Source organism: Enterobacter sp. BIDMC93 (genome assembly GCF_001037805.1).
In the GTDB taxonomy this organism is placed as follows: domain Bacteria; phylum Pseudomonadota; class Gammaproteobacteria; order Enterobacterales; family Enterobacteriaceae; genus Enterobacter; species Enterobacter hormaechei_C.
This window is the reverse complement of the sequence record NZ_KQ089962.1, coordinates 2,708,060-2,722,365: the sequence shown is the minus strand read 5'-3', so window position 1 is coordinate 2,722,365 and position 14,306 is coordinate 2,708,060. Positions and strand designations below refer to the sequence as shown.

At 57.6% G+C, this 14,306-nt stretch carries 11 protein-coding genes; 7 read left to right on the top strand and 4 right to left on the bottom strand.

Going from position 1 to position 14,306, the window contains the following annotated elements:
- Positions 1 to 100: 100 nt before the first annotated feature.
- The 5 genes from SK58_RS12750 (at position 101) to narI (ending at position 8,207) form a co-directional block, all read left to right on the top strand.
- Positions 101 to 1,486, top strand: coding sequence for a NarK family nitrate/nitrite MFS transporter (locus tag SK58_RS12750; protein ID WP_026094300.1), 1,386 nt, complete (start codon positions 101 to 103; stop codon positions 1,484 to 1,486).
- A 67-nt stretch (positions 1,487 to 1,553) separates the two neighbouring features.
- Complete coding sequence (locus SK58_RS12745) at positions 1,554 to 5,294, top strand: nitrate reductase subunit alpha (RefSeq protein ID WP_017693382.1); 3,741 nt, start codon at positions 1,554 to 1,556, stop codon at positions 5,292 to 5,294.
- Positions 5,291 to 6,835 carry a nitrate reductase subunit beta gene (gene narH / locus SK58_RS12740; RefSeq protein ID WP_017382296.1) on the top strand — a complete coding sequence of 515 codons (1,545 nt, stop codon included), beginning with the start codon at positions 5,291 to 5,293 and terminating at the stop codon, positions 6,833 to 6,835. The genes SK58_RS12745 and narH overlap by 4 nt, the downstream gene beginning before the upstream one ends.
- On the top strand, positions 6,835 to 7,530 hold the full coding sequence (gene narW / locus SK58_RS12735) for a nitrate reductase molybdenum cofactor assembly chaperone (protein ID WP_017382295.1): 696 nt from the start codon (positions 6,835 to 6,837) through the stop codon (positions 7,528 to 7,530). The genes narH and narW overlap by 1 nt, the downstream gene beginning before the upstream one ends.
- A complete protein-coding gene (narI, locus tag SK58_RS12730; RefSeq protein WP_015570467.1) occupies positions 7,527 to 8,207 on the top strand; it encodes a respiratory nitrate reductase subunit gamma in 681 nt (226 codons plus the stop codon). The genes narW and narI overlap by 4 nt, the downstream gene beginning before the upstream one ends.
- Positions 8,208 to 8,287: 80 nt before the next feature.
- On the opposite strand, the gene nhoA is transcribed toward narI, so the two are convergent.
- A complete protein-coding gene (gene nhoA / locus SK58_RS12725) occupies positions 8,288 to 9,133 on the bottom strand; it encodes an N-hydroxyarylamine O-acetyltransferase (RefSeq protein WP_048220014.1) in 846 nt (281 codons plus the stop codon).
- Between the two features lie 105 nt (positions 9,134 to 9,238).
- On the opposite strand from nhoA, the gene SK58_RS12720 reads away from it, so the two are divergent.
- Positions 9,239 to 9,811 (top strand): flavin reductase family protein, encoded by a 573-nt coding sequence (locus SK58_RS12720; protein WP_017382293.1) that lies wholly within the window; start codon positions 9,239 to 9,241, stop codon positions 9,809 to 9,811.
- 48 nt (positions 9,812 to 9,859) lie between these two features.
- Here the strand turns inward: SK58_RS12720 and fusA are convergent, their stop codons facing one another.
- Positions 9,860 to 11,959, bottom strand: coding sequence for an elongation factor G (gene fusA / locus SK58_RS12715; protein ID WP_047365087.1), 2,100 nt, complete (start codon positions 11,957 to 11,959; stop codon positions 9,860 to 9,862).
- A 161-nt stretch (positions 11,960 to 12,120) separates the two neighbouring features.
- Here fusA and SK58_RS12710 point away from each other — a divergent pair, with 161 nt between their 5' ends.
- Positions 12,121 to 12,420, top strand: coding sequence for an ArsR/SmtB family transcription factor (locus SK58_RS12710; RefSeq protein ID WP_000612740.1), 300 nt, complete (start codon positions 12,121 to 12,123; stop codon positions 12,418 to 12,420).
- On the opposite strand, the gene SK58_RS12705 is transcribed toward SK58_RS12710, so the two are convergent.
- Both SK58_RS12705 and SK58_RS12700 read right to left on the bottom strand, forming a co-directional pair.
- Entirely contained in the window at positions 12,413 to 13,054 is a 642-nt protein-coding gene (locus SK58_RS12705) for an ECs1377 family protein (RefSeq protein ID WP_045338679.1), read from the bottom strand. The two genes, SK58_RS12710 and SK58_RS12705, sit on opposite strands and share 8 nt — an antisense overlap.
- Positions 13,055 to 13,145: 91 nt before the next feature.
- The gene (locus SK58_RS12700) at positions 13,146 to 14,147 is read right to left on the bottom strand and encodes a Kdo(2)-lipid IV(A) acyltransferase (protein ID WP_047732036.1); all 1,002 of its coding nucleotides are present in this window, start codon (positions 14,145 to 14,147) and stop codon (positions 13,146 to 13,148) included.
- Between the last annotated feature and the right edge of the window lie 159 nt (positions 14,148 to 14,306).

Here is a 14,306-nt window from a genome sequence, read left to right as displayed (position 1 = left end):
GATGTATCCCATAACATCCAAAAATTTCTACAAACTGCCGAAAGGTATCTTTCTGTTTTCACTTCTTTTTTCTCTCCATTTGGGTAAGCAAGAGGGTGATATGTCACATCAAAGCGAGAAGAGTAATCAGCATCTGTTGAGTAACTGGAAACCGGAAAACGCGCAATTTTGGGAGAATAAAGGGAAACATATCGCACGTAGAAACCTGTGGATTTCCGTGGCGTGTTTGCTTCTCGCGTTTTGTGTATGGATGTTGTTTAGCGCTATTGCGGTAAATCTTAATAAGGTCGGATTTAATTTCAGCACCGATCAGCTTTTTATGCTAACGGCATTACCTTCTCTTTCCGGCGCGATATTGCGTGTCCCCTACTCTTTTATGGTGCCGATATTTGGCGGACGTTACTGGACCGTGTTAAGTACCGTTATCCTGGTCGTACCCTGTGTCTGGCTTGGGATCGCCATCCAGAATACCGCCACGCCTTACTGGGTCTTTATCATCATCGCACTGCTGTGCGGTTTTGCCGGCGCCAACTTCGCTTCCAGCATGGGAAACATCAGCTTCTTCTTCCCGAAAGCCAGACAGGGCAGCGCGCTGGGCATTAACGGCGGGCTGGGTAACCTGGGCGTGAGCGTGATGCAGCTGGTTGCGCCGCTGGTGATTTTTCTGCCGATGTTTACCTTCCTCGGCGTTCACGGCGTCCCCCAGGAGGATGGCTCGACGATGTGGCTGGCGAACGCGGCGTGGATCTGGGCCCCGCTGCTGATTCTTGCTACCCTTGCGGCGTTTTTTGGCATGAACGACATCGCCAGCTCGAAAGCGTCCATTGCCAGCCAGCTTCCGGTGCTTAAGCGCTTTCACCTCTGGCTGCTTAGCCTGCTTTATCTGGCAACCTTCGGCTCGTTTATCGGTTTCTCGGCAGGCTTTGCTATGCTGTCGAAAACCCAGTTTCCGGACGTAAATATCCTCCACCTCGCCTTCTTTGGCCCGCTGATCGGCGCTCTGGCGCGTTCGGCTGGCGGAATGATTTCAGACAGGCTGGGCGGCGTACGGGTGACGCTGATCAACTTCGTTTTTATGGCCATCTTTAGCGCCCTGATTTTCCTGACGCTCCCCGGGTCTGGTTCAGGCAGTTTTATGGCCTTCTATCTGGTCTTTATGGGCCTGTTCCTCACCGCAGGCCTGGGCAGCGGCTCGACCTTCCAGATGATCGCGATTATCTTTCGCCAAATCACCCTCGACCGCGTGAAAAAACAGGGCGGGAGCGACGAACAGGCACAGCATGAAGCGGTGACCGAAACGGCTGCCGCGCTGGGCTTTATCTCTGCCATCGGTGCGGTAGGCGGGTTCTTTATTCCCAAAGCCTTTGGCACATCCCTGGCGATGACCGGTTCCCCGGTGGGCGCCATGAAAGTCTTCCTCGTGTTTTACATCGTCTGCGTGCTCGTCACCTGGCTGGTGTACGGCCGCAAATCCTCACAAAAATAATAACTACCTCTTCGCCGGAGCGTGATGTCTCACCCTCCGGCCATGCTATCGAAGCAGGAGAAATGTCATGAGCAAACTGTTGGACCGCTTCCGTTACTTCAAAACAAAAGGCGACAGTTTCGCCGATGGGCACGGGCAGGTGTACCACACCAACCGCGACTGGGAGGACAGCTACCGTCAGCGCTGGCAGTTCGACAAGATTGTGCGATCCACCCACGGCGTTAACTGCACCGGCTCCTGTAGCTGGAAGATTTATGTCAAAAATGGCCTGGTGACCTGGGAAACCCAGCAGACCGACTACCCGCGCACCCGCCCTGACCTGCCTAACCACGAACCTCGCGGCTGCCCGCGTGGCGCAAGCTACTCCTGGTATCTCTACAGCGCCAACCGTCTCAAGTACCCGCTGGTACGCCGCAGGCTGATCGAACTCTGGCGCGAGGCGCTGGCGCAGCATACCGATCCGGTGCTGGCCTGGGATGCCATCCAGAACGATCCGCAGAAAGCGCAGAGCTACAGGAAAGCGCGCGGAAAAGGCGGTTTTATCCGCTCAAACTGGAAAGAGCTTAACCAGCTGATTGCTGCCGCCAACGTCTGGACCATCAAAAACTACGGCCCGGATCGGGTAGCCGGTTTTTCCCCCATCCCGGCCATGTCGATGGTCTCTTATGCCGCCGGTACGCGCTATCTCTCCCTGCTCGGCGGCACCTGCCTGAGCTTCTATGACTGGTACTGCGATCTGCCACCGGCGTCGCCGATGACCTGGGGCGAACAGACCGACGTGCCGGAATCCGCGGACTGGTACAACTCCAGCTATATCATTGCCTGGGGGTCGAACGTGCCGCAGACGCGCACCCCGGACGCCCACTTCTTTACCGAAGTGCGTTACAAGGGCACCAAGACCGTCGCCATTACGCCGGACTTCTCGGAGGTGGCGAAGCTCAGCGACCAGTGGCTGGCCCCCAAACAGGGTACCGACAGCGCCCTTGCCATGGCGATGGGCCATGTGATCCTTAAAGAGTTCCACCTCGATAACCCGAGCGAGTACTTCCTCAACTATTGCCGCCGCTACACCGACATGCCGATGCTGGTCCTGCTGGATGAACAGGCTGACGGTCGCGTGGTGCCGGGCCGCATGCTGCGCGCGTCGGATCTGGCCGACGGGCTGGGTGAAACCAATAATCCGGAGTGGAAAACCATCGCCTTTGACGTGGCCGGAAATCTGGTGGCGCCGAATGGTTCCATCGGCTTCCGCTGGGGTGAAAAAGGCAAATGGAACCTGGAGTCGCTGGCTGCGGGACAGGAAACCGAGCTGACGCTTTCCCTGCTCATCACCCACGACAGCGTGGCAGACGTGGCCTTCCCTTACTTCGGGGGCAACGAGAATCCGCATTTCCGCAGCGTGAAGCAGGAGCCGGTGCTGACGCGCCGCGTACCGAGTAAAACCCTGACGCTGGCCGACGGCAGCCAGAGACGCGTGGTTAGCGTGTACGATCTGGTGCTGGCAAACTACGGCCTCGATCGCGGTCTGGAAGACAGTAACGCGGCGACAAACTACGCCGAGATAAAAGCCTACACCCCGGCCTGGGGCGAACAAATTACCGGCGTCCCCGCTTATCTGATAGAAAAAATCGCCCGTGAATTTGCCGACACGGCGCACAAAACTCACGGTCGTTCGATGATCATTCTCGGGGCCGGTGTGAACCACTGGTACCACATGGACATGAACTACCGCGGGATGATCAACATGCTGGTCTTCTGCGGCTGCGTCGGGCAGAGCGGCGGCGGCTGGTCGCACTACGTGGGCCAGGAGAAGCTGCGCCCGCAAACCGGCTGGCTGCCGCTGGCCTTCGCGCTGGACTGGAACCGTCCGCCGCGCCAGATGAACAGCACATCGTACTTCTACAACCACGCCAGCCAGTGGCGCTATGAGAAGCTCACCGCACAGGAACTGCTTTCTCCCCTTGCAGACGCATCGAAGTTTACCGGTCACCTTATTGATTTCAACGTCCGCGCCGAGCGCATGGGCTGGCTCCCTTCCGCGCCGCAGCTCAACCTCAACCCGCTGCACGTGAAAGCTCGCGCCGACGCCGCCGGGATGTCGCCGCAGGATTACACCGTGCAGGCGTTAAAATCGGGTGATATTCGCTTCGCCTGCGAACAGCCGGACAACGGTAAGAACCACCCGCGCAACCTGTTCGTCTGGCGTTCTAACCTGCTCGGTTCGTCCGGGAAAGGCCATGAATACATGCTGAAATACCTGCTTGGCACCGAGAGCGGTATTCAGGGTGAGGATTTAGGCTCAACAGACGACGTGAAGCCCGAGGAAGTGGAATGGCAAACCGCCGCCATTGAGGGCAAGCTGGATCTGCTGGTGACGCTCGATTTCCGTATGTCCAGCACCTGCCTGTTCTCGGATATCGTCCTGCCCACCGCCACCTGGTATGAAAAAGACGATATGAATACCTCGGACATGCATCCGTTTATTCACCCGCTTTCCGCAGCCGTTGACCCGGCGTGGGAGTCCCGCAGCGACTGGGAGATTTACAAGGGCATCGCCAAAGTCTTCTCTGAAGTGTGCGTCGGACATCTCGGCACCGAAACTGACGTGGTGCTACAGCCGCTTCAGCATGACTCCCCGGGGGAGCTGTCGCAGCCTTTTGATATTCTGGACTGGCGCAAAGGCGAGTGCGATCTGATTCCCGGCAAAACCGCGCCAAACATTGCAGTCGTCGAGCGCAACTATCCGGAAACCTACGAGCGCTTCACGGCCCTTGGGCCGCTGCTGGACAAGCTCGGCAACGGCGGAAAAGGCATATCGTGGAACACCCAGAATGAGGTCGATTTCCTCGGCAAGCTCAACTACGTCAAGCCTGACGGCCCGGCGAAAGGTCGTCCGCGCATCGAGACCGCCATTGACGCTTCAGAGGTGATCCTCGCCCTTGCGCCGGAAACTAACGGTCAGGTCGCGGTCAAAGCCTGGGAAGCCCTCGGCGAACTGACCGGACGCGATCACACTCATCTGGCGCTGAACAAAGAAGATGAGAAAATCCGCTTCCGCGATATTCAGGCGCAGCCGCGCAAAATCATCTCCAGCCCGACGTGGTCCGGCCTTGAGAGCGAACACGTCTCCTATAACGCAGGCTATACCAACGTTCACGAGCTGATCCCGTGGCGCACGATTTCGGGCCGCCAGCAGCTGTATCAGGATCATGCCTGGATGCGCGCCTTCGGGGAGAGTCTGGTGGCCTATCGTCCACCGATTGACACCCGCAGCGTTACCCATATGCGCGAAATCCCGCCGAACGGATTCCCGGAAAAAGCGCTTAACTTCCTGACGCCGCACCAGAAATGGGGCATTCACTCCACCTACAGCGAAAACCTGCTGATGCAAACCCTGTCGCGCGGGGGGCCAATCGTCTGGATCAGCGAAACCGACGCGCGCGAGCTGGGCATTGAGGACAACGACTGGATCGAAGCCTTTAATGCCAACGGCGCCCTCACCGCCCGCGCAGTGGTCAGCCAGCGCGTACCGCCGGGCATGACCATGATGTACCACGCTCAGGAGCGCATTCTGAACATTCCGGGGTCAGAAGTAACCGGACGGCGCGGCGGGATCCACAACTCGGTCACCCGTGTCTGCCCGAAACCGACCCACATGATCGGCGGCTACGCGCAGCTGGCGTACAGCTTCAACTATTACGGCACCGTCGGCTCGAACCGCGACGAGTTCATCATGATCCGCAAAATGAAAAACATTAACTGGCTGGACGGCGAAGGTCGGGATCAGGTACAGGAGGCGAAAAAATGAAAATACGCTCACAGGTTGGCATGGTTCTGAATCTCGATAAATGCATTGGCTGCCACACCTGCTCGGTCACCTGTAAGAACGTCTGGACCGGGCGCGAAGGGATGGAGTACGCGTGGTTCAATAACGTCGAAACCAAACCGGGTATCGGCTATCCGAAAAACTGGGAAGATCAGGATGAGTGGCAAGGCGGCTGGATCCGCGGTATTCACGGCAAGCTGACCCCGCGCCTCGGCGGCAAAATGGGCGTGCTGTCGAAGATTTTCGCTAACCCCGTCCTGCCGCAGATTGACGATTACTATGAACCCTTCACCTTCGATTACCAGGATCTGCACCGCGCGCCAGAGGGCGATCACCTCCCTACCGCCCGCCCGCGCTCGCTGATTGACGGCAAGCGAATGGATAAAATCGAATGGGGGCCCAACTGGGAAGAGCTGCTGGGCGGCGAGTTCGAAAAACGCGCCCGCGACCGCAATTTCCAGAAGATCCAGAAGGAGATGTACGGCCAGTTTGAAAACACCTTCATGATGTACCTGCCGCGCCTGTGCGAGCACTGTCTGAACCCCAGTTGCGTTGCCACCTGCCCGAGCGGTGCGATTTACAAGCGTGAAGAGGACGGCATTGTGCTGATTGACCAGGACAAATGCCGCGGCTGGCGTCTGTGCATCAGCGGCTGCCCGTACAAGAAAATCTACTTCAACTGGAAGAGCGGCAAGTCAGAGAAGTGCATCTTCTGCTACCCGCGCATTGAGTCCGGCCAGCCGACCGTCTGCTCGGAAACCTGCGTCGGGCGCATCCGCTACCTTGGCGTGCTGCTGTATGACGCGGACCGCATTGAAGAGGCGGCCAGCACCGAGCATGAAACCGATCTGTACGAGCGCCAGTGCGACGTGTTCCTTAACCCGAACGATCCGGCGGTGATTGAGGAAGCGCTGAAACAGGGTATTCCGCAGAACGTCATCGACGCGGCACAGCGTTCCCCGGTTTACAAAATGGCGATGGACTGGAAGCTTGCCCTGCCGCTGCATCCGGAATACCGCACCCTGCCGATGGTCTGGTATGTGCCGCCGCTGTCACCGATTCAGTCCTACGCGGACGCGGGTGGTCTGCCGCAGAGCGACGGCGTGCTGCCTGCCGTAGAAAGCCTGCGCATTCCGGTGCAGTACCTGGCAAACATGCTCAGCGCGGGCGATACCGGTCCGGTGCTGCGCGCCCTGAAGCGCATGATGGCGATGCGCCACTACAAACGCTCCCAGACCGTGGAAGGCGTGACCGACACCCGCGCCATTGAAGAAGTGGGCCTGACCGAAGCGCAGGTTGAGGAGATGTACCGCTATCTGGCTATCGCCAACTACGAAGACCGCTTCGTGATCCCGACCAGCCACCGCGAAATGGCGCGCGACGCCTTCCCGGAGAAAAACGGCTGCGGCTTCACCTTCGGCGACGGCTGCCACGGCTCCGACACCAAATTCAACCTCTTCAACAGCAGCCGCATCGACGCGATCAACATCACCGAAGTGCGCGAACACGGGGAGGGAGAATAATGCAGATCCTCAAAATCATCGCGCTGCTCATTGAGTATCCCGATGAGTTGCTGTGGGAAAACCGTGACGAAGCGCTTTCCCTGGTGGAACAGGACGCGCCCATGCTGCTGCCGTTTGCGCAGCAGCACCTGAGCGCCCCGCTGCTGGATAAGCAGGCCGAATGGTGCGAAGTGTTTGAACGCGGGCGCGCAACCTCGCTACTGCTGTTCGAACACGTTCACGCCGAGTCCCGCGATCGCGGTCAGGCGATGGTCGACCTGATGAGCCAGTATGAGAAAGCCGGCCTTCAGCTTGACTGCCGCGAGCTGCCGGACTATCTGCCGCTCTATCTGGAATATCTCAGTATCGTCAGCGATGACGAGGCGCGTGAAGGGCTGCAAAACGTCGCGCCGATCCTGGCGCTGATTGGTGGCCGCCTGAAACAGCGCGAGGTAGCGCATTACCAGCTGTTTGACGCCCTGCTGACGCTGGCCGGAACGCGCCTTTCCAGCGACAGCGTGGCGAAACAGGTGTCCGGTGAAAAACGGGATGATACCCGTCAGGCGCTGGACGCCGTGTGGGAAGAGGAACAGGTGAAGTTTATTGAAGACAACGCCACATCGTGCGACAGCTCGCCGATGCAGCAATATCAACGACGCTTTAGCCAGGACGTCGCGCCGCAGTACGTGGACGTCAGCGCCGGAGGCCCAAAATGACACATTACCTGAACGTGTTTTTCTATGACATTTATCCGTACATCTGCGCCACCGTGTTTTTCCTTGGCAGCTGGTTGCGCTACGACTACGGGCAGTACACCTGGCGCGCCTCGTCGAGCCAGATGCTCAGCAAGCGCGGTATGAACTGGGGCTCTAACCTGTTTCATATTGGCATTCTGGGGATCTTCTTCGGGCATTTGTTCGGCATGTTAACCCCGCACTGGATGTACGCCTGGTTTTTACCCGTCGCGGTTAAACAGCAGTTAGCCATGATTGCGGGGGGGATTTGCGGGGTGCTGACGCTGATTGGCGGGTCGATGCTGCTGATCCGCCGCCTGTTCAACCAGCGGGTGCGTGCCACGTCCACCACGCCGGATATTATCATCATGAGTATCCTGCTGCTTCAGTGCATCCTTGGGCTGTCGACCATTCCTTTCTCCGCCCAGTATCCTGACGGAAGCGAGATGATGAAGCTGGTCGGCTGGGCGCAGGGGATCGTGACGTTTAAGGGAGGCTCGTCAGAAATGCTGAGCGGCGTCGCACCGATCTTCCGCGTGCATCTGGTGCTGGGGATGACGATCTTCCTTATCTTCCCGTTCACCCGTCTGGTGCATGTTTGGAGCGCGCCGTTTGAGTATTTTACCCGTCGCTATCAGGTGGTGAGATCGCGCCGTTGATTTTGTCGGGTGGCGGCTTCGCCTTACCCGACCTACGTTTCAAGCCGCTGTAGGCCCGGTAAGGCGTAGCCGCCACCGGGCTATTTCCCTGCCTGTGGATGCGTATCAAACCCCGCCATCACGGCCGTCAGCTCGGCCAGGGTAAAGCCGTGCTTCGGGTCATCAACGCCCAGGCCAAACCGCGCCTGCATCAGCTTATACAGCGCCTCCGCATCCGGCAAATGGATCTGCTCCTCCACATGCCCGTTCTGCCAGTGGGTAAAATTAAAGTTGGTCAGCGTCAGCTTGCCCCCGTCCGGCAGGTGGCGACACATCAGCAGGTGATGACGGAAATGGGACTGCGGCCAGTGCGCCGACCAGAAGTTTCCCATCACGTAATCGTTGAAGCACTGGGTCGCCAGGTCGAAGTGGTACATTGACTGCCAGTGCTCGTGATGGCGGAATTGCAGTACCCAGTCGTTACCCTCGCTCAGCAAACGATAACTCCCGTGCGGGGTTTCCTGTTCCTCGTTGGCGATCAAACGAATCGGCGCCGTCAGCGTTTGTCCGCCAAATCCCACATCGGCGATCCAGCGCTCGCCGTTCAGCTCAACCAGCAGCAACCGGTGCGTACGCGGCGGCATCTGCGACGGATTAGCCAGCACAACCCGCCCCAGCACGCTGCGCACCGTAAAACCGACTTCGCGCAACACCCGCTCAAACAGGCCGTTTTGCTCGAAGCAATACCCCCCCCGACGCGCGGTGACCAGTTTATCCACCAGACACCCGTCGTCCAGATGGATTTCCCGCGGCAAAACAACATCGATATTTTCGAAAGGGATTGCGCAGTTATGGTGTAAATGCAGCCCCCGCAGGGTATCGATATCAACCTGCACGGGCTGCTGCCAGCCCGTGCGGGCGAAATAAGCACTCAGAAATGGGGACATGATTTGCTCCAGGATGTGATATCCCCTGTTTATAAACTATTTTCCCTTATGCATATGCGCAAAAGTGCTTTTTCGTCATACTCATCGTGTACATGAGGAGATCCTATGAACCACTTTCGCCCTGTTGAATTACGCCATGCCAGCCGTCTTCTGAATCACGGTCCAACCGTGCTCATCACCAGCCGGGATGAGACCATCGATCGTCGCAACGTCATGGCCGCCGCATGGTCTATGCCGGTGGAATTTGAGCCCCCGCGTATCGCGATTGTGGTAGACAAAAGCGCGTGGTCACGGGAGTTGATCGAACGCAGCGGGAAATTCGGCATTGTGATCCCCGGCGTGGCGGCAGCCAACTGGACCTGGGCGGTCGGCAGCGTCAGCGGGCGAGACGAGGATAAATTTAACTGCTACGGGATCCCGGTTATTTATGGCCCTGAGCTTGGCCTGCCGGTTATAGAAGAGAAATGTCTGGCGTGGATGGAGTGCCGGTTATTACCTGTAACCTCTGCGGCAGAGAAATATGACACCCTGTTTGGCGAAGTGGTTTCCGCCGCGGCGGATGAACGCGCATTTGTCGCCGGACGCTGGCAGTTTGACGGGGATAAACTGAATACGCTGCATCATCTGGGAGCGGGCACGTTTGTCGCGAGCGGGAAAATGGTGAAGGCGCTGGATTAACGCACCTCAAAAAAGAAAAGCCCTCTTCCTGAGGAAGAGGGCTTTTTATTACTTCACACGCTTCGCAATAATCTCATCCGCCACATTCCGCGGAGCTTCCGCAAAATGATGGAATTCCATCGTATACGTCGCGCGACCCTGGGACATCGAGCGCAGCGTGGTGGCGTAGCCAAACATCTCAGCCAGCGGGACGTCAGCGCGAATAATCTGGCTGCCGTACTGTTCTGCCATTCCCTGCACCAGGCCGCGACGGGAGGAGAGATCGCCCATAATGTTCCCGGCGTACTCTTCCGGCGTTTCCACCTCAACGTGCATCACCGGCTCAAGAATAACCGGATCCGCCCGCCTAGCGCCCTCTTTGAAGCCGAGGATCGCCGCCATGCGGAAGGCCATCTCCGAGGAGTCAACGTCATGGTAGGAACCAAACGTCAGGGTCGCTTTCACATCCACCACCGGATAGCCCGCCAGCACTCCCGTATTCATGGCTTCTCGCAAGCCTTTTTCCACCGACGGGATGTACTCCCGCGGCACCACCCCGCCTTTGGTGGCATCTTCAAACACAAAACCACTCCCGGCGGCTAACGGCTCAAGGCTCAGAACCACATGACCGTACTGCCCTTTCCCGCCGGACTGTCGGACAAATTTACCTTCAATATCCTTCACCGCTTTACGCAGAGTTTCACGGTAGGTGACCTGCGGACGACCAATGTTCGCCTCAACGCCAAACTCACGCTTCATGCGGTCAACGATGATCTCCAGATGCAACTCGCCCATCCCGGAGATAATGGTCTGTCCGGACTCTTCGTCCGTGTGCAGGCGAAACGACGGATCCTCCGCCGCCAGGCGCTGTAGGGCGATCCCCATTTTCTCCTGATCGGCCTTGGTTTTCGGCTCAATCGCCAGCGAAATAACCGGGTCCGGGAACTCCATCCGTTCAAGGGTGATCACCGCATTCGGGTCGGTCAGCGTGTCACCGGTGGTGACGTCTTTCAGCCCGACACAGGCCGCGATATCCCCTGCGCGCAGTTCGTCCACCTCATGGCGATCGTTGGCATGCATCAGCACGATGCGCCCGATACGTTCTTTCTTACCCTTCACCGGGTTGTACACCGCGTCGCCTTTACGCAGTATGCCGGAATAGACGCGGATAAAGGTCAGCTGGCCGACGTACGGATCGCTCATCAGCTTGAAGGCCAGCGCCGAGAACGGTTCATCATCGCTTGGGTGGCGCTCGGCGTGCTGTCCGTCTTCGTCAACCCCATCAATAGCGGGCACGTCCAGTGGGGACGGCATCAATTCAATTACCGCGTCGAGCATGCGCTGCACGCCCTTGTTCTTGAAGGCGCTGCCGCACAGCATGGGCTGTATTTCACCGGAGATGGTCCGGACGCGCAGCCCCTGGATGATTTCCGCTTCATCCAGTTCGCCCGTCTCAAGGTACTTATCCATAAGCTCATCGCTGGCTTCTGCCGCAGCCGAAACCATTTTTTCTCGCCACGCCTGGGCGGTACTCAGCAGATCGTCAGGCACTGGCGCATAGCTGAACGCCATGCCCTGCGTCGTATCGTCCCACAGAATGGTGCGCATCTTGATGAGATCCACCACGCCGGTGAAGTGTTCTTCTGCCCCCACGGGGATCACAATCGGGACCGGATTGGCTTTCAGCCGCTCCTGCATCATCTGCACCACGCGGAAGAAATCCGCACCCGGGCGGTCCATTTTGTTGACGAACGCCAGACGCGGGACGTGATATTTATTCGCCTGACGCCAGACGGTTTCCGACTGCGGCTGCACGCCACCGACGGAGTCATAGACCATCACCGCGCCGTCGAGCACACGCATGGAACGTTCCACCTCAATGGTGAAATCCACGTGCCCGGGGGTGTCGATAATATTGATGCGGTGCGGTTCAAAGCCTCTGTCCATACCGGGCCAGAAACAGCTTACCGCCGCCGACGTAATGGTGATCCCGCGCTCCTGCTCCTGCGCCATCCAGTCGGTGGTTGCCGCGCCATCGTGTACTTCACCCAGCTTGTGGCTCATCCCGGTGTAAAACAGGATGCGCTCAGTGGTGGTTGTTTTGCCCGCATCGATATGCGCGGAGATACCGATGTTGCGATAACGTTCGAGTGGAATGGGTCGGGGCATGATATTTCCTTAAGTCTTCATGACTGGTTTGTGACGACCGGGATGGTCGCGTATTCGTTCGTTTGTTATAATAGTCCCATTGTACGAGTATTATCGAACTATTTTTTAACGGTTGACCTATTGTTGATATAGCTCAATCTCACGCGAGACGCAGGAAAACGATGATCCCAAACCACCCGGAACCTGAACAAATAGTGTTGGAAAATGTGCTGTTCGCCCTCGGCAACCCGCTGCGATTAGCGATTATCCGCAGGCTGGCCGACGGCAGCGAACTGAGCTGTAACGCGCTGCGCCCGGAAGAGGTGGTGAAATCTACTATGACTCACCACTGGCGCGTGCTGCGCGACAGCGGCGTGATCTGGCAGCGCCCGCAGGGGCGCGAGAATATGATCTCACTGAGAAGAGAAGATCTGGACGCCCGCTTTCCTGGGCTGCTGGCGATCCTGCTCCAGGCTAAGTAGCGGCAGCGTCCTCAAGACGATAAACCGGAATGCGCCGTGTTGTTCCGGTAAGGGTGTCGAACACCTCCGTATCGGACGTCACTATCCTCATCCCGGTCTTCCTTAACCTCTGCACGTCGGCGGCTATGCGCTGGAGGCCAAACCAGAAAAGCCCGTCAAGCGCGGTGACCGTAAGCCCCTGCTCCAGCGCCAGCTGGAGGCGCTCGCGGGGGGCTTTCACCTGCTGAGCGATTTGCCGGTAAGGCACTTCCGATCCGCCGGACGCATCGATTCGCTGAATACGGGTCTTCAGGTGGTAGGTAAATTCATCGGGAATGCCGTTCAAATCCCGTTTAAGGCTGTAGACGCAGCCAAACCGCTTGCCGTTGAACAGGACATTTTTTTGACTGAGCTGAAACTCATTTCTGATGCCATCAATCAGCTGCGGTGCGCGGGTAAGAAGTAACCGGAAGGGAAGCTCAAAGCTGGTCACATAATCCACGTTCAGCAGCGCGAGACGCAGCCGCTCTTCTGCCCCGGATCTCTGGTCATGACACTCGCGCATCACCTCGGCCCACTGGCGCGTCAGACGTTCCGGCTCACCGGCTTCGGTGAGGAGGTATTTTTCCAGATGATAATCGACTCTTCCGGTCATGTGGGGCATCCCGTCAATATGGATGCGGTAATTCTATCCAGCGCGGCAGGATTTATAAAGGGCGGAGCGCACCGGCATCCGCCCTGCCGGGCTACTGCTGGATACTCGACCGGTCCGAAATATCGCTGGCAGAAAAGGTTCTTGCAGTAGACGCGACCTGTTTTTTGCGTTTATACCGGTCCGGCTGGCCTTCAGGGCGGGTTTTGAACCGGCGATGCAGCCACATATATTGCTCAGGCGCCATCATCACGGCGCGTTCAATCGCTCTGTTCATTTGCGTGGCCACCGACGCTTTGTCGCCTCCCTGCAAGGTATCGCTAATATCTTCCAGAATAATCAGCTCATACCCTGTGCCATCTGCTTTTCTGCGCGGTACAAACGGGATCACGGCCGGTCTGGCACTTTTCACCAGCATGTAGCTCCCGGCAGTTGTCGCGGCGTCCGGGACGGCAAAAAACGGCACAAACACGCTATTCGTTTTGCCATAATCGTGGTCCGGGGCATACCACAGGATCTCGTTTTGCTTCAGCGCGCGGATCATGCCCTTCAGGTCATAGCGGTCAAGCATGGTTTTATTGGAACGCAGACGACCGCGCGTTTGCAGCCAGTCGAGCAACGCATTATTGTTGGGACGATACACACCAATACCCGCGTTGAGCATGCCAAAGATGCGTGCGCCTAATTCCAGCGTGAGAAAATGCATGCCAATGAGCACCACGCCCCTTCCTTGCGCCCGCGCCTGTTCCATATGTTCGTAGCCGGTCACGCTGAAGTGTTTCCGTACGCGCCAGTCTGGCCAGAACCACGCTATCCCCGTTTCGATGACGCCCATTCCAACCGATTCAAAATTACGCTCAAGTAAACCCTCGCGCTCGTCCTCTTTCATATCAGGAAAGCAAAGCTCAAGATTTCGTCTGGCGATCTCCACGCGGCGTGGAAGCAGGCGCATAGCCAGACGCCCAAGCCCGTGACCTGTTTTCAACAGCAGCGGGTACGGAAGCTGAACCGTGCACCAGAGCGCGGCAATGCCTGCCCAGCTGAGCCAGTAACGAGGATGAATAAAGGCGAGTGAAAACTGAGGTAATTTTGTCATGGAAAAATTATCCTTTTACTAATTTGTACTTAATCTGGTGCAGTTGCAGTGCTTACCTGCTGATTTAACGAATATTGTTCGGAAGGATGAATTGTAGCGGAATCGTTATGGTTTTTATTATCGATTTTTGCGAAAGGGAATAAAAGCGAGGAGCGCCGG

Coding starts and splice junctions, on each gene's coding strand:
- narH (WP_017382296.1), top strand. CDS start 5,291: ATGAAAATACGCTCACAGGTTGGCATGGTTCTGAATCTCGATAAATGC.
- narW (WP_017382295.1), top strand. CDS start 6,835: ATGCAGATCCTCAAAATCATCGCGCTGCTCATTGAGTATCCCGATGAG.
- SK58_RS12720 (WP_017382293.1), top strand. CDS start 9,239: ATGAACCACTTTCGCCCTGTTGAATTACGCCATGCCAGCCGTCTTCTG.
- narI (WP_015570467.1), top strand. CDS start 7,527: ATGACACATTACCTGAACGTGTTTTTCTATGACATTTATCCGTACATC.
- SK58_RS12705 (WP_045338679.1), bottom strand. CDS start 13,054: ATGACCGGAAGAGTCGATTATCATCTGGAAAAATACCTCCTCACCGAA.
- SK58_RS12745 (WP_017693382.1), top strand. CDS start 1,554: ATGAGCAAACTGTTGGACCGCTTCCGTTACTTCAAAACAAAAGGCGAC.
- nhoA (WP_048220014.1), bottom strand. CDS start 9,133: ATGTCCCCATTTCTGAGTGCTTATTTCGCCCGCACGGGCTGGCAGCAG.
- SK58_RS12750 (WP_026094300.1), top strand. CDS start 101: ATGTCACATCAAAGCGAGAAGAGTAATCAGCATCTGTTGAGTAACTGG.
- SK58_RS12700 (WP_047732036.1), bottom strand. CDS start 14,147: ATGACAAAATTACCTCAGTTTTCACTCGCCTTTATTCATCCTCGTTAC.
- fusA (WP_047365087.1), bottom strand. CDS start 11,959: ATGCCCCGACCCATTCCACTCGAACGTTATCGCAACATCGGTATCTCC.
- SK58_RS12710 (WP_000612740.1), top strand. CDS start 12,121: ATGATCCCAAACCACCCGGAACCTGAACAAATAGTGTTGGAAAATGTG.